22 protein-coding genes are annotated in these 23774 nt (G+C 46.3%); 4 read left to right on the forward strand and 18 right to left on the reverse strand.

The window, feature by feature from the left end:
* Positions 1-201: 201 nt before the first annotated feature.
* Positions 202-1044 (reverse strand): carbon-nitrogen family hydrolase, encoded by an 843-nt coding sequence (locus tag PUW25_RS16620; RefSeq protein ID WP_238546323.1) that lies wholly within the window; start codon positions 1042-1044, stop codon positions 202-204.
* A 117-nt stretch (positions 1045-1161) separates the two neighbouring features.
* On the opposite strand from PUW25_RS16620, the gene PUW25_RS16625 reads away from it, so the two are divergent.
* From PUW25_RS16625 to proC, 4 genes are all read left to right on the forward strand, one after another.
* Positions 1162-2367 carry a pyridoxal phosphate-dependent aminotransferase gene (locus tag PUW25_RS16625; protein ID WP_047911182.1) on the forward strand — a complete coding sequence of 402 codons (1206 nt, stop codon included), beginning with the start codon at positions 1162-1164 and terminating at the stop codon, positions 2365-2367.
* A 344-nt stretch (positions 2368-2711) separates the two neighbouring features.
* The gene (gene proB / locus PUW25_RS16630) at positions 2712-3818 is read left to right on the forward strand and encodes a glutamate 5-kinase (protein ID WP_047911181.1); all 1107 of its coding nucleotides are present in this window, start codon (positions 2712-2714) and stop codon (positions 3816-3818) included.
* Between the two features lie 70 nt (positions 3819-3888).
* Complete coding sequence (locus PUW25_RS16635) at positions 3889-5136, forward strand: glutamate-5-semialdehyde dehydrogenase (RefSeq protein WP_047911180.1); 1248 nt, start codon at positions 3889-3891, stop codon at positions 5134-5136.
* Between the two features lie 20 nt (positions 5137-5156).
* A complete protein-coding gene (gene proC / locus PUW25_RS16640; protein WP_047911179.1) occupies positions 5157-6017 on the forward strand; it encodes a pyrroline-5-carboxylate reductase in 861 nt (286 codons plus the stop codon).
* Between the two features lie 136 nt (positions 6018-6153).
* Here the strand turns inward: proC and PUW25_RS16645 are convergent, their stop codons facing one another.
* From PUW25_RS16645 to panB, 17 genes are all read right to left on the reverse strand, one after another.
* On the reverse strand, positions 6154-7437 hold the full coding sequence (locus PUW25_RS16645) for a hypothetical protein (protein ID WP_052511830.1): 1284 nt from the start codon (positions 7435-7437) through the stop codon (positions 6154-6156).
* Between the two features lie 30 nt (positions 7438-7467).
* Positions 7468-7938, reverse strand: coding sequence for a hypothetical protein (locus PUW25_RS16650; RefSeq protein ID WP_047911178.1), 471 nt, complete (start codon positions 7936-7938; stop codon positions 7468-7470).
* Positions 7931-8539 carry an RNA polymerase sigma factor gene (locus tag PUW25_RS16655; RefSeq protein WP_193746010.1) on the reverse strand — a complete coding sequence of 203 codons (609 nt, stop codon included), beginning with the start codon at positions 8537-8539 and terminating at the stop codon, positions 7931-7933. Before PUW25_RS16655 ends, PUW25_RS16650 begins: the two co-directional genes overlap by 8 nt.
* A gap of 152 nt (positions 8540-8691) precedes the next feature.
* A complete protein-coding gene (locus PUW25_RS16660; RefSeq protein WP_047911177.1) occupies positions 8692-9399 on the reverse strand; it encodes a DnaD domain-containing protein in 708 nt (235 codons plus the stop codon).
* Positions 9400-9416: 17 nt separating this feature from the next.
* The gene (asnS, locus tag PUW25_RS16665; protein WP_047911176.1) at positions 9417-10712 is read right to left on the reverse strand and encodes an asparagine--tRNA ligase; all 1296 of its coding nucleotides are present in this window, start codon (positions 10710-10712) and stop codon (positions 9417-9419) included.
* Between the two features lie 41 nt (positions 10713-10753).
* Entirely contained in the window at positions 10754-11959 is a 1206-nt protein-coding gene (locus tag PUW25_RS16670) for an acetate/propionate family kinase (RefSeq protein ID WP_047911175.1), read from the reverse strand.
* The gene (locus tag PUW25_RS16675) at positions 11956-12825 is read right to left on the reverse strand and encodes a 3-hydroxyacyl-CoA dehydrogenase family protein (protein WP_047911174.1); all 870 of its coding nucleotides are present in this window, start codon (positions 12823-12825) and stop codon (positions 11956-11958) included. Before PUW25_RS16675 ends, PUW25_RS16670 begins: the two co-directional genes overlap by 4 nt.
* Positions 12826-12962: 137 nt before the next feature.
* Positions 12963-14465, reverse strand: a complete 1503-nt coding sequence (locus PUW25_RS16680) for an AAA family ATPase (RefSeq protein ID WP_047911173.1) — start codon at positions 14463-14465, stop codon at positions 12963-12965.
* Positions 14458-14985: a hypothetical protein gene (locus PUW25_RS16685; protein WP_047911172.1), complete on the reverse strand. Its 528-nt coding sequence runs from the start codon at positions 14983-14985 to the stop codon at positions 14458-14460. The genes PUW25_RS16680 and PUW25_RS16685 overlap by 8 nt, the downstream gene beginning before the upstream one ends.
* Positions 14986-15158: 173 nt before the next feature.
* Positions 15159-15680: a cell wall elongation regulator TseB-like domain-containing protein gene (locus PUW25_RS16690; RefSeq protein WP_047911171.1), complete on the reverse strand. Its 522-nt coding sequence runs from the start codon at positions 15678-15680 to the stop codon at positions 15159-15161.
* A 31-nt stretch (positions 15681-15711) separates the two neighbouring features.
* Positions 15712-17013: an amidohydrolase gene (locus tag PUW25_RS16695; protein ID WP_274337304.1), complete on the reverse strand. Its 1302-nt coding sequence runs from the start codon at positions 17011-17013 to the stop codon at positions 15712-15714.
* A complete protein-coding gene (locus PUW25_RS16700) occupies positions 17000-17659 on the reverse strand; it encodes a redox-sensing transcriptional repressor Rex (RefSeq protein ID WP_047911169.1) in 660 nt (219 codons plus the stop codon). The genes PUW25_RS16695 and PUW25_RS16700 overlap by 14 nt, the downstream gene beginning before the upstream one ends.
* Before the next feature lie 44 nt (positions 17660-17703).
* On the reverse strand, positions 17704-20574 hold the full coding sequence (gene dinG, locus PUW25_RS16705) for an ATP-dependent DNA helicase DinG (RefSeq protein WP_274337305.1): 2871 nt from the start codon (positions 20572-20574) through the stop codon (positions 17704-17706).
* 132 nt (positions 20575-20706) lie between these two features.
* Positions 20707-21336, reverse strand: coding sequence for a hypothetical protein (locus tag PUW25_RS16710; protein ID WP_047911167.1), 630 nt, complete (start codon positions 21334-21336; stop codon positions 20707-20709).
* A gap of 92 nt (positions 21337-21428) precedes the next feature.
* The gene (gene panD, locus PUW25_RS16715) at positions 21429-21812 is read right to left on the reverse strand and encodes an aspartate 1-decarboxylase (protein WP_274337306.1); all 384 of its coding nucleotides are present in this window, start codon (positions 21810-21812) and stop codon (positions 21429-21431) included.
* Positions 21805-22701, reverse strand: a complete 897-nt coding sequence (gene panC / locus PUW25_RS16720) for a pantoate--beta-alanine ligase (RefSeq protein ID WP_047911165.1) — start codon at positions 22699-22701, stop codon at positions 21805-21807. Before panC ends, panD begins: the two co-directional genes overlap by 8 nt.
* Positions 22698-23576: a 3-methyl-2-oxobutanoate hydroxymethyltransferase gene (panB, locus tag PUW25_RS16725; RefSeq protein WP_274337307.1), complete on the reverse strand. Its 879-nt coding sequence runs from the start codon at positions 23574-23576 to the stop codon at positions 22698-22700. Before panB ends, panC begins: the two co-directional genes overlap by 4 nt.
* Positions 23577-23774 lie beyond the last annotated feature (198 nt).

Consider the following 23774-nt stretch of genomic DNA (forward strand, 5'->3'; position numbering starts at 1 on the left):
CGGGGGTGATAAATCTCCCTCACGGCTCTCTAAGAAAGGCCTGTGCCTATCATCTCTTACGAATTTGTGAACCTGTCGCCTGAGTTTGTCTTACAGATGGTTAGCCTTGCGGTAATCCATGGTGATCATCCTCCTTTGGTGACGGGATACTATATATTAACCTGTCCCAAGGAAACGAAACATCACCATTCCATTTTTTATTTATTTTTTTAGATAGATTTCTGGTCTTCTGTCCTCAAATACCGGAATCCGCTCTCTCACTGCATCTACCATAGCAGGATCTATGCTTCCCACCAGAATCTCTTCATTCTCTTTACCTTCAGCGACAATTTCGCCCCACGGGTCAATAATCATCGAATGACCAAAGAAGGAAGTGCTTCCGCTTGTTCCCACCCGGTTACAGGAGATAACATACATCTGATTTTCAATCGCTCGAGCCATCAGCAGAGTCCGCCAGTGGTGAAGTCTAGGCTGCGGCCATTCTGCCGGTACAAACAGCATTTTTGCCCCCTTAAGAGCGAGCGATCTAATAAGCTCGGGGAATCGAATATCGTAACAGATCGACGCTCCGCAGCACCATTTGTCATCTAAGGTAAAGGTAACGGGTTCATCTCCTGCCGTGAGATACTTTTCCTCATCCATTAATCGAAACAAATGCAGCTTTGCGTAACGTGCCACCTGTTCTCCATACATGTCAAACACATACATGCTGTTATATATTTTCCCATTCTTTTTCTCTGCAATGGAGCCAGCCACAATATTTACCTTGTAGTGTTTAGCATACTCGCTGATCCACTCTCGTTCGACCCTTCCCTCATCATCGACAAGCTCATGAATTTCGGTCAAGGCATAACCGGTGTTCCACATTTCCGGCAGAAGAATCACCTTCACATCAGGGTGCTTCTGTATTGTTTCATGAATCAATTGCTGTATCCGTTCCCGATTAGCTGCTGTATCACCAATCTTAATATCGCACTGCAGTAATGCCAGCTTCATATTGTCATGCTGCTGTACGGTTTCGGTATCCATACTCTGTATGTTCATCCTGCACCCCTTTCCGATCCCTGATCACTCTTCAGCACTTTAAACCATCTATACAGCTTGGAATAAGCATGCTAGATTAATAATAATTTATTTAACAAACTGAACCGGAGTGATGAAATGAAATCTGCTCGAGAATCCTTCACTGCCTCCGCATTTCATATCGAACCTGCAGAGGTCATGAAGAGCTTACCTACTCAATTTTTTGCTGCACTCGTTCAAAAAGTCAACCAAGAAATTTCTGCAGGACATGATGTCATTAATCTTGGACAAGGAAATCCGGATACAAAAACACCGGACCACATTGTAGAATCTCTTCAATCGGCCTCAGCCAATCCTTTGTATCATAAATATTCGCCATTTCGCGGATATTCCTTTTTGAAGGAAGCGATCGTTCATCGGTATAAGGAGGATTACGGAGTTGAGCTCGACACGGAGAAGGAAGTAGCCATCTTGTTCGGGGGGAAGTCCGGGCTGGTCGAGCTTCCTCAAGTACTGCTTAATCCAGGGGATGTTTGTCTTGTGCCTGATCCAGGCTATCCTGATTATTGGTCAGGTATTGCGCTGGCCAGAGCAGAAATGGTAGGCATGCCCCTTCTTGAATCAAACAACTTTTTACCTGATTATAATGAAATCCCCAGCCCCCAGGTTCAAAAAGCAAAGCTTATGTTTCTAAATTATCCGAATAACCCGACAGCAGTCACGGCTCCTTTGTCATTTTATCAAGACACCGTTGAATTTGCAGCACAGCACAATATCGTCGTAGCAAGCGATTTTGCCTATGGAGCCATCGGATTTGACGGAAAACGGCCTGTAAGCTTTCTTCAAACACCGGGCGCTAAAGAGGTCGGAATCGAATTCTACACGCTATCCAAGTCTTACAACATGGCAGGCTGGCGTGTCGGATTTGCACTTGGTAACAGAGAGGTCATTAGCCTCATCAATTTACTGCAGGATCATATGTATGTCAGCTTATTCGGCGGGATCCAGGCCGCGGCCGCAACTGCGCTGACTTCATCACAGGATAGTGTAAATAAGCTTGTTCACCGCTATGAATCTCGTCGGAATGCGCTCTTCAGTGAACTGGATCAGATCGGATGGAAGGCCAATCGACCCAGCGGTTCTTTCTTCAGCTGGCTGCCCGTTCCTGCCGGATATTCCTCAGACTCCTTTGCTGACTTGTTGCTTAGAGAGGCGAAGGTTGCCGTCGCACCTGGGATTGGTTTTGGCAGGCATGGGGAAGGCTATGTCAGAGTCGGCCTCCTCAGTGATGAGGAACGATTGCGTGAAGCGGTTCAACGAATAGGCAGACTAAATTTGTTTTAACATCTTTTATCAGATTCTTTTTGCATCATGTAAGGTTCCATGGTATTCTATCATTAATTTAAATTGCGAAAACGTGCTGACAGGGACCAGTAAGAAATTGAATTCCGTGCTTGCAGAGAGTAAATTCCAGTAGGCTGAGAGAATTTACCGCGGATTTTTCTGAAACCTACCCCTTGAGCGGCCTGTTCATACAGGACGTTGCCTTAACGTTATAAGGCTTAAGAGTCGGATGATACCCTCATCAATAAAGGTGGTACCGCGGAAGAATAAACTTTCGTCCTTTGCTAAGCAGCCAAGGATGAAAGTTTTTATTTTTTTATCACAAGAAAGGATGTTGATGCTTCTTGTCATCTAGAATTGTTGTCAAGATCGGCAGCAGCTCGCTCACTACGGATTCCGGATCACTGAATCACGACGCCGTGTCGTTTTACGCCTCCGAAATTGCGGCTCTCCATCAAGCCGGGCATGAAGTCCTGCTGGTCACTTCAGGGGCTGTAGCTGCAGGATTTGGACATATCGGCTACGAGACCAGGCCTAAGCTGCTTCATGAGAAGCAAGCCGCAGCTGCTGTAGGTCAAGCACTGCTTATGCAGGCATATCAACAGGCTTTTGCACATCACCACATCAAAACAGCGCAGATCTTGCTTACACGTACAGATTTTACGAATCGGAAGCGAATGGGTAATGCCGGAATGACGATCGATGAGCTTCTTAAACAGAACGTAATTCCGGTTATTAATGAAAATGATACTGTATCTGTCGACGAGCTCAAATTCGGGGATAATGACATGCTGTCTGCCCTGGTTGCCGGCTTGACCAAAGCCAAGAAACTGATCATATTAACCGATACGGACGGATTATACACAGCAGATCCAAGATATCATGCGGATGCGAAGCGCTATGAACGCATTGATGAAATAACGGCTGAAATATACGAAATGGCCGGAGGAAGCGGCTCTGCGGTAGGCACTGGAGGGATGCGTTCCAAAGTAGATGCAGCCAAAGTCGCTACCCGGGGCGGAGTCCCTGTATTCGTAGGACGTGTAAGCGAGCCCGGAGATCTTCTTAACGCTACAACAGGCCATGGCAAGGGTACTTATTTTGACACACGATTGAATTCACTATCTCGAAAAAAACAATGGCTTGGGTTCATCTCCTCACCGTTAGGCTCCATTCAAGTTGACTCAGGTGCTGAAGAAGCGCTCATCTATGGTGGACACAGCCTGCTTCCAGTTGGCGTCAGACGGGTTGAAGGACAATTTCATACAGGTGATGTAATCGAGGTGGTTAATCTTCAGGGTTCTCTGATTGGACGCGGCATCGTTAATTATGATGCAGAACAGCTGCGGAGCATTATTGGGCTGCCGAGTCCTGATGTGCTTAAGAAGCTGGAGGGATCACTTCACAGGCTTGAGGTCGTTCATCGCGATGAATGGATTACTTTAAAGTGATTTTATTGCTAGTGTACTGATATGTGCAACCCGATGATATTCATTTAATACAGATAGGAGTGTAAATATGATGAGTGAAGTTAATGATAAAGCAAGACTTGCCAAAGAAGCCTCCCTGGTACTGGGCCGCTTGAGCTCAGAGAAGAAGAACGCAGCACTGTCGGTAATGGCTGATGCTTTGATTGCTGAGAAGGCATCCATTATCCATGCGAATGCAGAAGATCTTGAACGGGGAAGACAGAACGGAACCGCTCTACCTATGCTGGATAGACTCTCCCTGACGGATGAGCGAATCGAAGAGATTGCCTCAGGACTGCGTCAAATCATCGATTTGCCAGATCCGATTGGCGATATTCTGGAAGTCATCAAACGGCCTAACGGGCTTCGCATTGAGAAGGAACGTGTTCCTCTCGGTCTGATCGGCATCATTTATGAAGCTCGTCCCAACGTGACGGTTGACGCTGTCGGCTTGTCGCTGAAGACGGGTAATGCCGTTCTGCTGCGAGGCGGCTCTTCTGCCTTGTCATCCAACAAGCAAATCATCCATGTGTTGAAGCAAGCGCTAGCGAAAACAGACCTGCCTGCCGATGCAATACAGCTGGTGGAGGATGCGGATCGCTCCAGCGTGGATGAGATGCTGAGATGTAATGAATATCTTGATGTCATCATTCCAAGAGGTGGAGCGTCCTTAATTCAAAATGTCGTACAAAATTCGACGGTTCCTGTTATTGAAACTGGAGCCGGTATTTGTCACACCTATATCGACGCTGCGGCTGATCCGGAAATGGCACTGCAAATTGCGCTTAACGCGAAGGTTCAACGCCCCTCTGTGTGCAATGCGATGGAGACACTCCTAATTCACAGTGATTACGGTGCTGATGCAATCTTGGAGCTTGCGGAGCAATTCAGAAATTCCGCTGTCGAGCTCCGAGGCTGCGAATCTTTCCTTAAGCTGGTGCCTTGGGCGACAGCTGCAACTGAGGAAAACTATGCTACGGAATATAACGACTATATCCTGAACGTTCGAATGGTTGATCATATAGAAGAAGCGATAGATCATATCCGAAAATATGGAACCATGCACTCTGAATGCATTGTGACTAGAAATCCTGAGACTGCCGCCAAGTTTATGGAGCAAGTAGATGCCGCTGCCGTGTATCATAATGCTTCTACTCGCTTTACAGATGGGTTCGAATTTGGCTTTGGTGCAGAAATCGGCATCAGTACTCAGAAGCTGCATGCACGTGGTCCAATGGGGCTTCCAGCGCTGACATCTACAAAGTATCGAATCTACGGTTCTGGACAAATCAAACACTAGACATTGCTGGGGGAATTAATATGAGTGGAAATCAATTTCTAATCAATCGTAAGATTACTTTCTTTGGTGCCGGGGCTATGGCTGAAGCCATTGCTAAAGGTCTCATCGCACGTAAAGTAGTCTCTTCCGAAAAAATAACGATGTTCAATCGCAGCAACCAAGACCGGCTAACGGAGCTGCAGCGCAAATACAACGTGACGACTGCTGCAGATGCGGCTAGCAAAGAAGCTGCGCTTACACAAGCTGATCTGATCATCTTGTCTATGAAGCCGAAGGATGCGGCTGAATCGCTTCGATATTTGGGACCTCTGCTATCCAAACGACAAGTTGTCGTTTCTGTCATTGCCGGGCTTACCATAGAAACGATTCAAAGCCTGCTTGGACGTACTGCAGCTGTCGTTCGCACGATGCCCAATACATCCAGTTCCATCGGACTCGGTGCGACAGGAATTGCCTTCTCGCCTGAAGTGACGGACGAGGATCGCCAGATTGTAAACACCGTCTTTGAAGCGATTGGAACAATTACTTTGATCGAAGAAGAGCAGTTTGAGACCTTGACCGGAATTTCAGGAAGCGGCCCGGCCTATATCTACTATATGATGGAGGCAATGGTGGAAGCAGGCGTAAGAGGCGGTCTTACAGCCGAACAAGCGCATGATCTGACCGTCCAGACTGTCCTGGGAGCAGCACGTATGGTGCAGCTCACAGGTGAGGCCCCTGCTACACTTCGGAAGAACGTTACATCACCTAATGGCTCAACCCAGGCTGCCATTGAGGTTATGGCTAAAGGCCATTTTAATGAGACGGTTATTGCAGCAGTCCAGCGGTGTGCCGAACGATCTCGTGAGATGGGCGAAGAATTAAAGGAAGCCGCCAGGTAAGGATAGAATAAGCAGATCATCTATTTGGATCATCCTATGTATGATGCGGCTATGCAGGCTAGTTATAATAGAGAACCGGAGGAAAGATCACCTGTTAAACGGTGATGCTTCCTCCGGTCTTTTTTCTGAACCACTCTTATTTGCGTTCGTCGGAAAATGGCGAGCCTTCGAAATCACGTTCCAAATCTCTAAGAAGCTGCTCCCCATCATATTCTCTTCTACTCGGCTTAAATAACAATTTGATGCCTCCGCCAATGAGCAGCAAAGATACAATGATCGTATTCATGTGCGACTGGATGCGATAGATGTAAGCTCCAAACGGATCTCCAAACTCAGGAACAACAAGCCGGACTAGTATATAGTAAACACCCAGGAACAACAGGGCAATCCCAATCCATTTCTGATATCGGGTCCAGCTCTCAATGACCGGTTTATCATATAGGCGCTCTCTTCCATACTTACTCGACTGCTGTAATCCATCAAAAAAGCTATAAAACCAAATAATCGGAATGAGAAAAAGAAACAAGGACAAACCAAGTAAATCTAGAACATAAATGCTTCCTAGGAAGATCAGCATTAGCTGCAATCCTCTTTTTTGCAGTCCAAGATACATATGTCCTGCTCCTGGAAATGCTGCCAGCAGGGTTGCAATGACTTTGCTCTTCTTGCCTGTGCTTGTGCCATGTTCAAGCTGCTCGAATAACGTCTTGTCCTCCAGAATCTCACCGGCTTGCTTCCGGTTCACATGCTGCACCGCATCAAACATACAGTACAGCCACATGATCGGCAGCAGCAGCAGGAAGAGAAGAAAGATTTCCTGTCCTGTAATGGCAGTGACAAAAACCAGCATAATACCGAGTCCAAAGAACCCGATGAGAAAGGATAATCCCCGCTGCAGCAGTCCAAGATGCAAATGGCCTAAGCCGGGAACAAAGGATAAGAGAATGGTATAGAACCGTTCACTTTCCTTGCCGCGTCCCCTTCCCTGATCTGGATAAACATATCCTTCGTGCGGCGGAAATCCGTATGAAGGAGGAACTCCCGGATCCTCCGGATTATGAAAGGGAATATCGGGTTCACCTTGTATTCCTTCATGTCCGTAGTACATTTTCTCATGCGGAATGTGATTCGGGTACCCTGGATAATGTGGATATGCCTGCGGATCCGGCTCTCGGATGAGCTTGATGACGAGATCAAACATACTGATTAACCATATAATTCCTGCAGCAAAAATACAGAGTAAGGTCACTTCCTCCCCTCCACCAATAAGCGAAAGAAAACCGATCCCTAACAGCCCAAAAAATATAAATCCATAAATAAATCCCTTCACGCGGCTTCTATAGTAGTAATGCCCCAAACCAGGCACCATGTTAAGCAGAAAAGCCAGCAGCTTGCTGCGATCTTGCTGCACATTCTTCATTCCTTTCACCTTTTAATTATAGTTTCAAATTCACCTTTTTATTGATTGATGAAATTGATTCGGCTCAGGCTTAATTTCATCAAGCCAATGGGTTGCTTTCCTCACCATTTGTTCGCTATAGGGCTGTTTATCTCCTGAATCCACGTTTAACTGCCCGGGTAACATTCGGTCAAATACGCCTGTAGATAAGAATAGCAGCGTTATGGAGGCGGCAAGGGTATAATGGACCAGCTTATTATTCGACCATTTTCTGAACTGGATGTTTCTACGACTGGAGCTTGATTGTAGTTGCTTGTACTCACGCTCGATCTGGCTCATGACTTGCTGCTCAAAGGCTTCTGCATCCCTTAATCCTGTGTCTGAGAAGTGTTCAAGTACGGCCAGATAAGTCTCAAGTGCTTCATGATCCTCTAGCAGACGTTGATCCATCGCTTCACGCTCGTGCGCCGGCAGTTCGCCTTGAATATATCGTTTCCAGTCTTGCTGTTCTTGTTTATTCACGCCAAGATCCCTCCTTCCAATGCGCTCTAATCCACTGACGTGCCCGATATAGTCTGGATTCTACAGTTTTTATGGCAATTTGTGATTCTTCTGCAATTTGTTCATAATTTTTTTCTTTCAGATAAAAATCAACAATAATATCGCGATGCTGAGCCGGAAGTGAAGATATTTTGTGAAGCAGCGTCTCTTTTCTCTCCTTCTTTAACAGCTGATGTATGATATCAGCCTGGTGATCGGCCATTTGTACAACCTCATCCTCACGGCCAACCACCTCTGCCTCCCTGCGATTTAATTTTCTTTTTAAGTCAATTGCCTTATGTAGAGCAATTCGGGTGATCCATGTCTTGAATCCTTCAGATCGGTACTGGGGGAGAGATTTAAAGACTTGAATAAACGCTTCCTGTGCTGCGTCCTCCGCATCCTGTGCCTGGTGAAGCACGGAGTAAGTTACCTGATACACATGCCTTCCATAGCGATCAATAATTTCGCGAAACTTGGCATGGTCACCCTTTAATATTTGATCGATCAAACTTGCTTCATCAATGGCTTCTCTCCTCCTTCCCCACTTAAATAGACGACCGCGATTTGAATAACCCTGCATTATTATCAAAAAAAATTCGTGTGAATCAATTTCATAAATCTATAGGTGTTTTTGAAATAGATTTCTATGGTTGTTATTCTGAAGTATTGCAACAAAAATAGACACCCCTCAAATTAAGGAATGTCTATCTCGAATAAATAACAGATATTTATTTAACGACCTCCATTGCGAAAACGAGCTGCATAAGCTTTAACATCCTGTGGTGTTCTAACCCGGTTGCGGCTCCATTCAAGCAATATACGGTCGATATACGTAAAGTGCACTTTGCCGGCAAATACCGCTTCTTTTAGCGCCAGCAGAATTAACTCATCAGGATATCGATCTTGATCCAGCCAGCTGGAAATCCGCTCCAGCTCCATTGGAGATAAGGGTCTGCCGAATTCCTTCTCAAAAATACGGAAGATGTTCTTCTCCTCTTGCTCCTCAGCAGGCGGATTCATGGCATTCTCCAAGGAACGGCTGCGGACAGATGACTTCGACAGAGAAGTGGCTCGGTCCTCTGACAAGCACTGAGCCAATATGGTATACAACCCGATCAGATTATATCGTTCATACTGAATGCCTTGCACAGCATCCATGTCCTCTTCTATCCGAATAAACCCTTCCTTCATAAGCCGCTGAAGCCGTTTGGCTATCTCATCAGGCATGATTCCCATTCGATCTGCCAGCTCCTGAAGCGTCGGAAATTCATTTCCCTCCACCTGCTGAAATCCAAGCAAATGCTCTATAAGCAGTACTTCTCCTTCTGATAATCCCAGCCGGGCATGATAACGAAGCAGTGCATAGGGAAGCTGGATGCTTCCCGTTGCCATGCCGTAAGCGACACCGTCCGCCCAAGTTCCTACGCTAGGTTCGCTCATTCATATTCCTCCTGGACTTATGGATATAGACGATACAGCATCCGTGGGAACGGAATCGTCTCACGAACATGGTCAAGTCCGCAAATCCAAGCTACTGTCCGCTCAAGTCCAAGTCCGAATCCGGAGTGAGGTACTGAGCCGTACGTACGAAGATCCAAATACCACTGATAAGCTTCACGTGAGAGATTATGCTCCTCAAAGCGTTCTTCCATCAGCTTCGGATCATCAATACGCTGGGAGCCCCCAATAATTTCTCCATAGCCTTCAGGAGCGATCATATCAGCACATAGAACGACCTCAGGACGATTCGGATCTGGCTTCATGTAGAATGCTTTGATTCCGGCTGGATAATGGGTAATAAATACAGGCTTGTCATATTTCTCTGCAATTGCCGTTTCATGCGGCGCACCAAAATCTTCACCCCAAGGAATATCAAAGCCTTCGCCTTGGAGGAATTGGATCGCATCGTCATAAGTGATCCGCGGGAATGGAGCTGTAACATTCTCCAGCTTGGAAACATCACGTCCGATACTTTCAAGCTCTGTACGGCAGTTCTTCACTACTGACTGTACAACATGAGCGATGAATTGCTCCTGGATACGCAGACTCTCTTCATGATCTACGAAGGCCATCTCCGGCTCAATCATCCAGAATTCGATCAAATGACGGCGTGTCTTGGATTTCTCTGCACGGAACGTCGGTCCGAAGGAATACACTTTACCAAGCGCCATTGCAGCAGCTTCCATGTACAGCTGACCGCTCTGCGTCAAATATGCATCCTCATCGAAATATTTGATATGGAATAAATTCGTTGTTCCTTCTGCAGAAGAAGGAGTCAAAATCGGTGGATCCACGATCGTAAATCCGTTCGTATCAAAGTACTCCTGAACCGCACGAATGATCTCGGCACGGATAATCATAATCGCACGCTGCTTGGATGAACGCAGCCACAGATGGCGATGATCCATTAGGAAGTCGACCCCATGCTCTTTAGGAGTAATCGGATAATTCTCTGTTAAGTGAATGATTTCGATATCCGTCACGGTCATTTCATATCCGGATTGACTGCGTGGCTCCTCTCGAATCACACCTGTTACATATAGTGAGCTTTCCTGAGTCAAGCTCTTCGCATTATTCCAGATTTCCTCAGAAACCTCGCTTTTTACAACAACCCCTTGGATATAGCCCGTACCATCTCGAAGCTGCAAAAACTGTATTTTGCCGCTGGAGCGCTTATTGTTAATCCAAGCACCAATCGTTACCGTTTCTCCAACGTGCTGACTGACATGGCGAATGTCGCTCTTTGTGCTCATGTCTCATCTCTCCCCGTTCTATTAAAATTCAAATTCAAATGTTACTTTGACTCTTCTACAATGCGATTCGTGTCGCGAGCAATAACAAGCTCTTCATTCGTTGGAATGATCAATACTTCGACTTTGGAATTCGCAGTAGAAATACGGCGAGGCTCGCCAGAACGAATCTTGTTCAGCTCCTCGTCAAGCTCTACTCCGAGATAAGTCAACTGCTCCAGTACTCTTTGACGAAGGACTACAGAGTTCTCTCCGACCCCAGCAGTGAAGACAATGACGTCTACTCCGTTCATCGCCGCAGCATAGGAACCGATGTACTTGCGAAGACGATATTCGTACATGTTGAATGCGAGTGTAGAATTCGGATCTCCGTTCTCCATACCCTCTGTAATTTCACGCATATCACTGCTGATTCCAGAGATGGCAAGAAGTCCACTGTGCTTGTTAAGCATAGAGTTCACTTCATTCAGCGTTAAGTCCTCTTTGTTCATGACATATGGAACAATCGCAGGATCAAGATCTCCGCTGCGCGTTCCCATCATAAGTCCTTCCAGAGGCGTCATTCCCATGGATGTATCGACAGACACGCCATTTTGAATCGCTGTAAGACTTCCCCCGTTACCTACATGGCACGTTATGATCTTCAGGTCCTCAATCGGACGCTCCAAGAATTCAGCAGCGATCTGGCTTACATAGTAATGGGATGTACCATGGGCTCCATAACGACGAACCTTGTACTTGTTATACAGTACACGTGGAATTGCGTATAGATAAGCAGACTCCGGCATCGTTTGATGGAATGCGGTATCAAATACAACCACTTGCGGTACTCCAGGCATATTGGCTTCAGCGGCATTAATACCCATAATCGCAGCTGGATTATGAAGCGGTGCAAGGTCGATCAATTGACGAATCTTCGCTTTGACTTCATCTGTAACCAATGCAGATCCGTTAAAGAATTCACCGCCGTGAACAACACGGTGTCCGACAGCTTGAATCTCTTCGATTGAAGACAGTACGCCGTGCTCAGCATGTACGAGCTTGTCCAATACTTTACGGATCGCTGTCGTATGTTCCAGAATCTCGCTTACTTCGGTCACTTCTTCTTTGCCTGTCGGCTTATGTGTAAGAATGGAAGAATCCATTCCGATCCGCTCAACCAAGCCTTTAGCCAGAACAGACTCGTCAGTCATGTCATACACTTGATACTTCAGGGAAGAACTTCCCGCATTAATTACTAATACTTTCATATCCGGTCACCATCCTTGTCATACTTGAAGAAGCCTTCGCCCGTCTTCACACCTAATTGCCCTGCGCGAACCATTTTCTTAAGTATAGTGGAAGGTCTGTATTTCAATTCGCCGAACTCACGGAACATACCGTCAAGTGCAGCATGAACGGAATCGAGGCCAAAACGATCTGCCATTTCAAATGGGCCATGCTGGAATTTGTATCCAATCCGAACCGCTTGATCGATATCCTCGGCAGATGCAACGCCCTCTTCAAGCAGATGAAGGGCTTCATTGATATGCAGACAAATAAGCCGGGAAGTTACGAATCCAGGAGACTCATAGACCATGACGCCTTTTTTCTCCAATACTTCCTCAGCAAACTTCTTCGTGAACTCAAATGTATCATCTGATGTTTTAAGACCACGAATGATTTCGACAACATCGATACTTGATACCGGATAAATCCAGTGCAGGCCGATCACACGCTCAGGATGATTTGTAGAACTTGCAAGTTCAGTCAAGCTCAGTGTTGAAGTATTACTTGTTAGAATGATATCTTCAGACACAATCTCCTCAAGCTGTTTGAACAATTTGATCTTTGCTTCCAGGTCTTCAGTAATGGTCTCTATAATCAAGTCGCAAGCAGACAGATCACTAAGATTCGCTCTATGAATTCTAGATAAGATCAATTTTTTCTCTGCTTGGGTAATTGCCCACTTCTCCAATTTTTTATCTAACCCTGTCTCGATCATTCCGATGGAATAATCAAGCTTATTCGGGGAAAGCTCTACCAGCATAACGTCGAGGCCTTTAGCTGCCAGCATTTCAGCAATACTTTGACCCATCGTACCTCCGCCGATAACTCCTATCTTTTTAAACAACATGGTTACTGCTCCATCCCTTCCTGGTCTCTTCTGAATAGTTTGTATTCTTCTTTGTCGAAAAATACATTTTTATGACCCAACATATAATAATATCTTAGCATGAATCAAAAGTAAAAAAAAATAACCAGCATAAATAATTATGCTGGCAAAAGTGCATTTTTCTTAAATAATTCACGGAATTGACCACCGGACAACACTTCTTCCTTCATGAGAATGTCCAGCGACTCATCAAAGATGGCTGCGTGCTCATGGAGCAGCTCTTTTGTACGGGCAAACAGCTCATTCAAGATGTAGTTATTCTCACGCATCATGTCTTCCTGGGATACCATGTCAAGATTAACAATGCCGAGCGAGGTCAGTCCAGAGCTGATCATGGTTTTGACAATATCGAGCGATTGCTCAAAGTCATTTCTGGAACCGGTGCTCCGCCCTCCATAATAAATTTCCTCGGCAGCAGCACCACCGAGTGCAATCATAATCTGAGCTTCAAGAAAATCCTTCGTATATAAGTACTGCTCTTCCTGCGGATTATGTCGAACATAACCGAGTGCCTGTCCCCGCGGACTGAGTGCTACCTGGCCCACACTGTTCGGTCGAACTGCTTCTGCTGCAATCGCATGTCCGAGCTCATGAATGGCAACCCGCTTCTTCTCGTCTGCATTGGATTCACGGTCTGTCTTCTCACCCATCATCACTTTATCTATAGCCATAGACAGGTTCCGCTGCGTAATAAATTCCAGACTATCCCGCATTGCATAGATTGCAGCCTCATTCATCAAGCTCTCGAGCTGCGCCCCGGAGAAGCCATACGATTCTTCAGCTATTTTGTCCAAGCTTACATCCTCAGCAAGCGGTTTATTTTTGGCATGCAGCTCCAGAATATGCTTGCGCCCTTTCTTATCCGGAAGCTCCACTTGGATATGGCGGTCAAAACGACCCGGACGAAGAAGTGCGCTGTCGAGCATTTCTTTGCGGTTCGTCGCTGCGATAATCAGAATGCGGGGTGCATCAGAGTTGTATATACCGTCCATCTCCGTAAGCAGCTGGTTCAGAGTCTGATCATATTCACGCTGCTGGCCGCCCTCTCTTTTGCCGCCGATGACATCGATCTCATCAATAAAAATAATGGCGTTTTCTTTGTTTTCCTTGGCAGCCCGAGCTCTGGCATCTTTAAATAATTCACGGATACGTCCTGCCCCGACACCAACATACATTTCAACAAACTCACTGCCGGCAGCTGCAATAAATACAGAATTGGTGTAATGTGCAGCCGCCTTCGCCATCAGTGTCTTCCCCGTACCCGGAGGGCCTGTCAGCAAAATACCCTTTAGTGGGCGAATGCCAAACTTCTGAATTTCTTCATGTCTAACCAAAAAGTCCAGCGCTTCACGGAGCTCCTGCTTGGCGCTGTCCTGTCCTCCAATTTCCTCGAAGGTAAGCTTGGCGGGACCAGCCTTCTTGCGCTTCTTCTCACTGCTGGCACCGACCGCGAGTCCGCCGCGTGTCTGCATCAGGAACACCACGCCCCCTGCAAGCAGGGCAATAAGCAGTACTGGAATAATATTAACTCCTATAAAGACCAGAAAAAGAAGTACGACCGGAACGACCCCGATTAAAATCTCCTTCAACCAATTAGGCATTAGGCCACACTCCCATCGTAGCCGGCTGTCTCGGCAGAATAATATACTTGCTTGCTTCTCCATCTGACAGGCTTACATATACGTTCTCATTATCAATATCATAGTCAACCTGGATGCTGCCTTCGCTCATTTCCTTCAGCTTCTCAGGAATTTGCGTGTATTGTCTAGTCTCCATCGCTTCAGCGACGGTAAATAAAGCGCTGGACCAGAAATCATCAAGCGTTTCCGTCGAATGATCCTTAACCTCCAGCTGCATCGTTCTACCGTTCAGAAGCTCCTTGCCATCTGTGCGGATATAATCAACAAGACCTCTTATATTGGTATTCGGTTCGAGATCGAGATTCAAAACAACTTGATTCTGGTTAATATCTAATTGAACATCGTTTACGCCGTCATACTCGGCAACCAACTTTTCGATTGGCTTCTCAAGGGCCACCTGACGGTACACAAACCATCCTCCAAACAGCAGCGTAGCCGTAACCATAACTGTAATTGCTATCCGAATAGGACGTAATTTCAAGTGACAACCTCCTCATCTATTTTACCCACTCTATTCCTATCAAAATGGGATATAGATATAGCATACCATATACAGCGGTCCAAATCTAAACTATGAATTATTTTTCAAAGTTTCCAATCCAAATAACCCCGAAATGGCCAATGGAGACCACTTCAGGGTATTTTTTGAGTGCATTATTCTTTGACCGGAAGCTGAAATCCTTCCTCTAGCTCGGTTCCATCACTGAAACGATAGAAGCGATAGTAGTAACGATCATTCTCTTTATAAAATAACTGCCAGACATACGTCTCATCATAAACTGCCGGCTGCAGTCTGACGATTTCAATTCCAGGCAGCTGTGAGCTGATCTTGGAGCGCATTTCTTCCTCAGACGTTCCTTCTTCAATCTTCTCGCTGTGTACACTCTTTTCATCTGTCTTTGGCTTCTTGTCAGTACCGTACTGTACCCATACCATAATGGGCTCATTATCCGCATTTACACCTTCAATTGTCCAATAAATGGCATCCTCAGACCAGACCGATTTTTGCGTCTTCGTTACTGTAACCAGGTCTTCTTTTTCTTTCGCAATAGCGATTGCAGCTTCTTCTTCTACCCATGTATCCTTCATTACATATTCATAAAATATATAAATGCCTAAGAGCACGAGTATAAAAGCCACAATACTTATGAGGATCCACTTTCTTTTTTTTCTCAAGGCTGAACTCCCTTCTTGCCCCCAGCATCAATCAGCGGGACGTCAGTCCTTCGAAAGCAGCTTGTGCTTCGCGTTTAATCCGTTCTTCATCCAACGTGAGCATCTCACCGTTCTTAACTAATTGCTTACCATCCACCCAGACATGTTGAACATCCTTGCTGCTCGCAGAATAGATGACATGTGATATCAAATCGGTGTAAGGCAGGAAATGAGCTTGATCCAGGTCTATTGCAATGAAATCCGCTTTTTTGCCTGGCGCCAGCACTCCTGTGTCCTTGACGTAGATGGATTTCGCTCCATATTCTGTTCCCATACGAAGTGCTTCAGTAGCAGGTACGGCGGTTGGATCACCGCTGACTCCTTTGTGAATCAATGCAGCTAGACGCATTTCCTCAAACATATCCAAATTATTGTTGCTTGCTGCACCGTCTGTGGCAAGGGACACAACAACCCCTGCTTTTAACAGCTCAGGTACTCGCGCAACACCGCTCGCCAGCTTCAGATTGCTTCCAGGATTATGAGCCACTGCCACATTGTATTTGGCAAGCACCTCTATTTCTTCATCCGTCAAATGCACGGCATGAGCCACGAGAGAAGGTCTAGAGAAGAAGCCGAGCTTCTCCAGATGCGCTACTGGACGCAGTCCATACTCTTTTACATTCTGTTCTACTTCAGCGGCCGTTTCAGACATATGTGTATGCAGCGGCAAGTCCAGCTCATGTGCCGCTTCTACAAACTTCTCAATAAACTCTGGTCCGCAAGTATATGGCGAATGTGGTGACAGCATCGTCGTGATGCGTCCGTCAGCCTGATTATGCCATTCCCGGGCAAAGGTCATTGCTTCCTTCAGCTTGAAAGCACGCAGCTCATCTGAGCCGAAGCCAATCGCTCCCCGCATCAGACTTGCGCGAATGCCCGACTCCTCTGCTACTTTTGCCACCTGATTCATCTGGTCATACATATCAAGAAAGGCGGTAGTGCCGCCTCTCAGCATTTCCAGCACAGATAGCGAGGTTCCCCAGTAGACATCCTCAGCTGTGAACTTTTCCTCCATTGGCCACATTTTTTCTTGAAGCCAGACCTGAAGGGCAAGATCATCGCCATAGCCGCGTAGTAGGGACATTGCGGCATGACCATGCGTATTAATAAGGCCAGGAATAAACAGCTGATGCTTGCCGTCATGAACTGGAATGCCCTCTGTTCCTTCGGGCAGATCTTCGCCTATATATGAAATGCGGTCATCCTCAATCAGCATATAACCGCTGACGATTCGCCATTCAGGATCGCTTACCGCAAATTTGCCGTTCTTGATGAGCCACTTATGACTTGACATCCTCTTCCTCCTCTTTCCCTGCTTCGTTCTCTAGATAATAAGCCAGACTAAGCAGATCTGTAGTGAAGTCCGCTGTATGAATCCGGATATGAGCAGGCGCCTTGATAATAATCGGGGCAAAATTAAGGATCGCTTCGACTCCCGCCTCCACCAGATAGTCCGCCACACGCTGAGCTTCCGAATCCGGAACCGTTATAATGCCGATTCTAATGCTCAGATCTTTCACTGTCTTCACCAGCTCTTCCATAGGCAGAACCGTCAGTGTATTAATCTTGGAGCCAATCTTCGAGGGCTGGGAATCAAATACAGCGACAATCTTCATATTGTCTTTTACATATCGATTATAGTTCGACAAGGCATGACCCAGATTACCGGCACCGACAAGTGCCACATTGATCTGTTGATCCAGCTTCAATATTTGTCTGATCTTATCGATGAGATATGCCACATCATAGCCGATACCCTTGCGTCCAAAATCCCCGAAATAAGCGAGGTCCTTACGAATTTGCGCTGGATTCAAATCCAGTCTGAGACCAAGCTCCTGTGACGATACTGTGGTCACTTCTCTTTTGTACAGCTCTTGTAAATAACGCAGATATACAGGCAGTCTTCTTACAACAGCCTCTGAAATTTTGTCCGACTTCAATTATAATTCCCCCTCACACCTGCAAGCAGTGTCCGTGCTTAATATTACTTCTCTTCATTCGTTATATGTTCCTCTAACCACTCGCTTATACGCGGAACCATCTTGTCCGTTGTCATATGCTCCATTTTAGGACCTGGCAGGGAATATAAAAAGTACTTGCCATAATACGATTCAATCACTCTTGTATCATACACGATAACGATGCCTCGGTCCTTAGCGGTCCGCACCAGTCTTCCAAAACCTTGCTTAAACCGTATAACCGCCTGCGGTACGGAGAGCTTCATAAACGGATTCTTCTTCTCCGCCTGCAGCAGCTCGCTCTTGGCTTCGACAACTGGATGGTTAGGCGGCTGGAAGGGCAAACGTACAATAGCCAAACAGGATAAAGCTTCTCCTGGAATATCGACACCTTCCCAGAAGCTGCTCGTTCCAAGCAGTACAGAAGCTTTGGCCTCCTGGAATCTTCTCGTCAGCTTCGTCCTGCTTCCACTGTCCACCCCTTGTCCAAACACAGAAATATCACTTGAAGCCAAAGCTTCCTTCAGCGGCTCATGTACCTGTCTCAGCATCTTGTAAGAGGTAAACAGGACAAGCATTCTGCCCTTAGTCGCCTGCGCGGCCTCTGACAGAGACTTGACGAGCATACTGACAAAGTGATCATCACCCACACTGCCCTTCACACTTGGAAAATCACGCGGAACTACAAGAAGGGCTTGTTCCCGGTAATTAAAAGGAGATGGAAGCTGTGATGTGAGCAACCTCTGCTGCTCCTGTGCTTCGGTCAATCCGAGCTGATCTATCATAAACTGGAACGATTTATCTACCGATAAAGTAGCAGAGGTTAAAATAACGCTTCGCTTCTTATCAAAGAACATTTCCTTCAGCTGAGGACTTACATCTACAGGAACGGCATACAGCTGAAGCGACTTGCTCTTGAATTGTCCGCTGGCTTCCAGCCAATATACGGTCCCTGCATCATCAAGGCGCATGAAATGTCTTAATTGGTCTTTGAAGCCAGCTAGATCCTTAACAAGCCCTGTTACGTCAGTGATAAGGCTGTCGGCCGTATAGTCATCGAGATCTTCCCTTACTTCACTAAGGACCTTATCTGCCTTCCGAACCAATTCGGATACGGTCACATAGAACTGATTCTCAACCGCAGCGAGCTTATCCCATTTCTTTGGTTTGTTCTGCGGCTTCAGTCTTAGTGTAAACTGTCCTGCTTCTCCAGGGGCAGCATCACTTCGTTCTGGCAGTAAGCTGAACAGCATCTCACTGAGCTGGTCCCAGGCTTCCTTCGCTTCCAGAGCGGATGGGAACAGCTGATCAATGGCAGAGGTCCACTCCACCATTTGCTCATGACTGGACTGCGCTATTTTTTGACGCAGAGCTGGGAATTGACCGTTCCGACTATCTTTAAATAATCGGGTAAGCGCATGAACCACCGTGAAATATTTCATATGCATTCCAAGATGCTTACCGGCGACCTCCTCGAATTGATGCGCCTCATCTATGACGAGATGCTCATAAGCAGGAAGCAATTGGTGACTAGCCTTAACGTCCGTAAACAGCTTGGAATGATTGGTGATGACTACATCAGCAATGCCCGCCTCATGTCTTGCACGATGATAGAAGCATTTCTTAAACCAAGGGCAGCTTCGTCCCAGGCAGGAATCCGAATCGCTTTGTACAGTCTCCCAAAAATCGCCGCCGCGATGACTCAGATTGAGCTCCTCATCATCTCCGGTTTCGGTTTGCGTGAGCCATACAAGCATCTGCGCAGCAGTAAATACGTCCTCCTTCGGAGTTACAAACTCCTTGTTGTTCAGCTTTTGCTCAAATTTACGCAGACACAGGTAATGTCCTCTGCCTTTAAACACAGCTGCTTTGAACGGAAAAGGAACCACCTCCGTGAGGAGCGGAATATCCCGCTCACGAAGCTGCTCCTGAAGATTGATCGTATGTGTGCTTACTGTTACCTTCGTCTCCTGTCTGACACTATGATAAATCGAAGGCAGCAAATAACCGAGTGACTTACCCGTGCCTGTCCCGGCTTCAATTAGTAAATGCTTGTCCTCTTCCATCGCCTTCGTCACTTCTGCGAACATCATATTCTGGGACTCGCGTTCCTCATAATGAGGCAGTGTTTGCTTCAGACGCAGCTGAACCTCATCCATAAATTCCTGAAAAGTTAATTTTTCTAATGGATTGGGTTCATGTTCATCCCTGGGCGGAGCAATCTGTGACCAATCGTCGATCTTTAGAGCGAGCTGCCTATAATAGGTCTGATTGTCCAGATCGTGAATAGGCTCCATTTCTTTTTCTGTAAGAATCCCATCAAAAAACCAGCCCAAATCACTATCTTCCGCAGCAAATAGATCGGTAAGCCGCTGCAAAGTGATCAATGGCAGGCTCTTAAGCTCCTCAAGACTCTTCAAGAAAATATGCGCTGTTGCCATCGCATCACTATCCGCCTGATGAGGACGGTCATGGGTGAATCCAAATTCGCTTGCTACATATCCCAGCTGATAGGAGGATAAGGAAGGAAAGCAAATTCTGAGGAAATCCATGGTATCCAAAATCCGGCCTGTAAATGGCAAGTACCCGCATCTGTCAAGCGCATTTTGTAAAAAGTGAAAATCAAAGCTTACATTATGTCCTACGAGTACGACATCATCCAGCAATGGAACGAGCTCCATCATCATTTCCTCAAGCTCAGGAGCATCCTTCACATCATCGTCCGTAATTCCCGTCAACCCCGTTATAAAAGGAGGAATGGGAACGCCGGGATTCACATAGGAGCTGAATGTGTCTTTAATTGTATAATCATGATCTATGATGGCAAGTCCAACCTGGATAATTTCACCAAGCGACTGAGTACCTGTTGTTTCAAAATCAAGCACAGCAAATTTCATGATGAGTAAACGTTCCCTTCTACAGTCTCTTTAGTAGCATAGCAAAAAAAAAGACTTTTGAACATGAAACAGACAAAAAGACGATGTCTTGTCAGGACATCGCCTTTTGCGATTGCGCTGTTTCAGTAGTACCTAGGAGAGGGCAAGCAGCTGTGTTCCGTACTGGAGCACGGCATTTTTGGAACGGCATGCTTCCAGATTGTAGAGCGGCTCCGGCAGGGAGGGATCATGTTCCAAAGCAAGGGCAAAGCAGGACTGGGCCTGCTTGAGCTCCATTTGCTTGGCATGAACACAACCAAGTGCATTGTATGCCATGGCCTTCATTCTAGGCTGTTCACAGCTTAGAATGATCCGATTCAGCTCCGCAGATGCGGTATGCATTTGTTCCAGGTGGAGATAGCACATAGCCAGGTACAGCCTCGACAACAGGCTATCCGGATATACTTCCACCACTTTGCCAAACTCCTCGGCAGCATGCTGATACATAAGCAGTTTAAAATAACCAAGTCCTTTAACAAAGGCATGAAGTTCCAGCTCCGGAATGGAAGTGAAAGGATCCGTACCTCGGAAAATCCCACTTTCGCGAATTTTGGCCATTTTCTCTTCAAATGACATCCATTCGTCGATAATGCCGTCGCTCATTTTCTTAAGCAGGTTCCATCGCTGGAGCATTTCCTGTTTCTTCTCGACGGGTGCGGCGGTGTAGTAAGTGGCAATCTCATCAAGCGATTGATTCATTTCCGCAAATAGATGTTGAAACATGGCATGCATCCCACCCTTAGCAAAATGGATTAGTGCAGTAACCTAATCACATTTTTTGCGCTTTGGGCACTTTTCATTCTTCATTCCATGGATTACAAAATCGTTGCGTGAACTTCCTCATGCATGGTTTGAACCGGCTTATTCTCCCCGTCCACAAATACAACCGTCGGCTTATGCTGAACCGCTTCTTCATTCGTCATCAACGCATAAGCAATAATAATTACCGTATCTCCAGGCTGAACCAGCCGTGCAGCAGCGCCATTGAGACAAATTGTACCTGTTCCGCGCGGCCCAGGAATGACATAAGTCTCAAGTCTGGCTCCATTGTTGTTATTCACAATTTGAACCTTTTCATTCTCCAGAATATCTGCAGCTTCCATCAAGTTACGATCAATGGTAATGCTGCCTACGTAATTCAAGTTGGCTTCCGTTACCGTTGCACGGTGAATTTTAGATTTCATCAATGTTCTAAACACGGGAGAGCACCTCCGTTTTCTGCAGCCGATGATTATCGATCAGCCTTGTTTTTCCGAATTTAACAGCCAGCGCAATAATTACATCATCCGGCTCTGTAATCTGCACACGATCTTCAATCGGCTCAAGTCCTGGGAAAGTTAAAATGTCCACATAATCAATAACAGCCGTTTCGGACGTGTTGATCTCATCTATAATAAGCTTGCGAATCTGACCCACAGTCGCATCTTCCTGCTGCTCCGTCTTCCATTGAGCCAGCTTGAGTGAACGGGACAAAGCAAGTGCTTCCTTGCGCTCCTTAGAGCTCAGATACACGTTACGTGAGCTGAGGGCAAGCCCATCTGCTTCGCGGACAATCGGGCAAGGCACAATATTGATCGGCATATTCAGGTCTAATACCATCTGCGACAGAACAGCCACTTGCTGTGCATCCTTCATTCCAAAATATGCGTTGTCCGGCTGAACCATATTGAACAGCTTCGCGACCACGGTCGTTACACCATCAAAGTGACCAGGGCGCGATGCGCCGCACAGGCGGTCTGTAATATCAGCCACTCTAATCTTGGTCTTGGTCGGATGAGGATACATGACTTCTACAGTCGGAATAAATACGATGTCTATTCCTTCTTTGTCAGCAATCCCCAGATCCCGCTGTTCATCCCGTGGATACGTTTCAAAGTCTTCATTCGGACCAAACTGAATAGGATTCACGAAGATGCTCAGAACAACGATGTCATTGTTCTTTCTGGCTTCACGCATCAAGCTTGCATGTCCTTCATGCAGGAATCCCATTGTTGGTACGAGTCCAACTGCCGGTTCTTTTCCAAGAACATTCTTTTTCATGGAGGCTATTTGTGCTCGCAGTTCTTCAATATTCCGAACTGTTATCATGATCTGTTCTCCACCTTTGCTTTACTGCTTCCATATAAGGAGTCAACTACGCCATCTTCAGCAGTGAATACATGCTCCTCAGCAGGAAAAGATTTATTTTTGACATCCTGTACATAATTACCGATGCTATCACGAATAATGGTACCTACATCTGCATAAGTCTTCACGAATCTTTTAGGCATATATGGAGATGCATATTGAAGAACATCGTGGAAGACGAGCACTTGACCATCCGTACCACGTCCAGCTCCAATTCCAATCGTTGGAATCGACAGTTCATTGGAAATGGCTTCGGCCACCGCCTCGGTAACCAGCTCCAGTACGATGGCAAATGCCCCGGCTTCTTCAAGTGCCTTTGCATCCTCAAGCAGTCGTTTGGCATCTGCAGCATCCTTCCCCTGCACTCGGAAACCGCCAATTTGATTCACGGACTGAGGTGTCAGTCCAATGTGTCCAAGCACAGGTACGCCCGCCTTCACAACAGCCCTCACCGTGTCTGCTATTTCAGCACCGCCTTCAAGCTTCACCGCATGGGCATGGCCTTCCTGCATGATGCGGCGCACACCTTTCAGGCTCTCATCTATACCGCCGTGATACGTCATAAATGGCATATCGGTTACGATAAACGTGCTCTGTGCACCTCTTGCAACGGCACGGGAGTGATATACCATATCATCAATCGTAACCGGGATGGTGGAATTATATCCGAGTACTGCATTTCCAAGAGAATCCCCTACCAGGATAATATCTACGCCAGCTTCTTCAGCCAGCACAGCAGAAGGATAATCATATGCAGTGAGCATCGTAATCGGATCTTTATTTTCTTTCATTTTCTTCATTTTCACAATATTAAGCGGTTTTTTAGTTGCTGCCATACAAGTGGCTCCCTTCTGTTCTGAAAATACCGTAAGTTTTGATGCCATGTCTAAAAATCTGTGATCCTACGGATGTGCTTCAGCCGATCTAACGGGGATGGCGTCTACTCCAGACGCACAAAAAAACCTTTTAGTATCAAACTAAAAAGGTCCCATAAGTCAAAAAAGAGTCACTTGCGATCGTCCCTTCTGTCTCGG

Origin of the sequence: Paenibacillus urinalis (assembly GCF_028747985.1) — a bacterium.
Taxonomy (GTDB): Bacteria; Bacillota; Bacilli; order Paenibacillales; family Paenibacillaceae; genus Paenibacillus; species Paenibacillus urinalis.

What these genes read in the sequence shown, in the direction of transcription:
- PUW25_RS16660 (WP_047911177.1), bottom strand. Translation starts at nt 9,399, where the DNA reads ATGAGCGAACCTAGCGTAGGAACTTGGGCGGACGGTGTCGCTTACGGC.
- PUW25_RS16695 (WP_274337304.1), bottom strand. Translation starts at nt 17,013, where the DNA reads ATGTCAAGTCATAAGTGGCTCATCAAGAACGGCAAATTTGCGGTAAGC.
- PUW25_RS16675 (WP_047911174.1), bottom strand. Translation starts at nt 12,825, where the DNA reads ATGTTGTTTAAAAAGATAGGAGTTATCGGCGGAGGTACGATGGGTCAA.
- panB (WP_274337307.1), bottom strand. Translation starts at nt 23,576, where the DNA reads ATGGCAGCAACTAAAAAACCGCTTAATATTGTGAAAATGAAGAAAATG.
- PUW25_RS16620 (WP_238546323.1), bottom strand. Translation starts at nt 1,044, where the DNA reads ATGAACATACAGAGTATGGATACCGAAACCGTACAGCAGCATGACAAT.
- PUW25_RS16680 (WP_047911173.1), bottom strand. Translation starts at nt 14,465, where the DNA reads ATGCCTAATTGGTTGAAGGAGATTTTAATCGGGGTCGTTCCGGTCGTA.
- panC (WP_047911165.1), bottom strand. Translation starts at nt 22,701, where the DNA reads ATGATAACAGTTCGGAATATTGAAGAACTGCGAGCACAAATAGCCTCC.
- PUW25_RS16625 (WP_047911182.1), top strand. Translation starts at nt 1,162, where the DNA reads ATGAAATCTGCTCGAGAATCCTTCACTGCCTCCGCATTTCATATCGAA.
- asnS (WP_047911176.1), bottom strand. Translation starts at nt 10,712, where the DNA reads ATGAGCACAAAGAGCGACATTCGCCATGTCAGTCAGCACGTTGGAGAA.
- PUW25_RS16670 (WP_047911175.1), bottom strand. Translation starts at nt 11,959, where the DNA reads ATGAAAGTATTAGTAATTAATGCGGGAAGTTCTTCCCTGAAGTATCAA.
- proC (WP_047911179.1), top strand. Translation starts at nt 5,157, where the DNA reads ATGAGTGGAAATCAATTTCTAATCAATCGTAAGATTACTTTCTTTGGT.
- PUW25_RS16710 (WP_047911167.1), bottom strand. Translation starts at nt 21,336, where the DNA reads ATGTTTCAACATCTATTTGCGGAAATGAATCAATCGCTTGATGAGATT.
- dinG (WP_274337305.1), bottom strand. Translation starts at nt 20,574, where the DNA reads ATGAAATTTGCTGTGCTTGATTTTGAAACAACAGGTACTCAGTCGCTT.
- PUW25_RS16635 (WP_047911180.1), top strand. Translation starts at nt 3,889, where the DNA reads ATGAGTGAAGTTAATGATAAAGCAAGACTTGCCAAAGAAGCCTCCCTG.
- PUW25_RS16655 (WP_193746010.1), bottom strand. Translation starts at nt 8,539, where the DNA reads ATGCAGGGTTATTCAAATCGCGGTCGTCTATTTAAGTGGGGAAGGAGG.
- PUW25_RS16645 (WP_052511830.1), bottom strand. Translation starts at nt 7,437, where the DNA reads ATGAAGAATGTGCAGCAAGATCGCAGCAAGCTGCTGGCTTTTCTGCTT.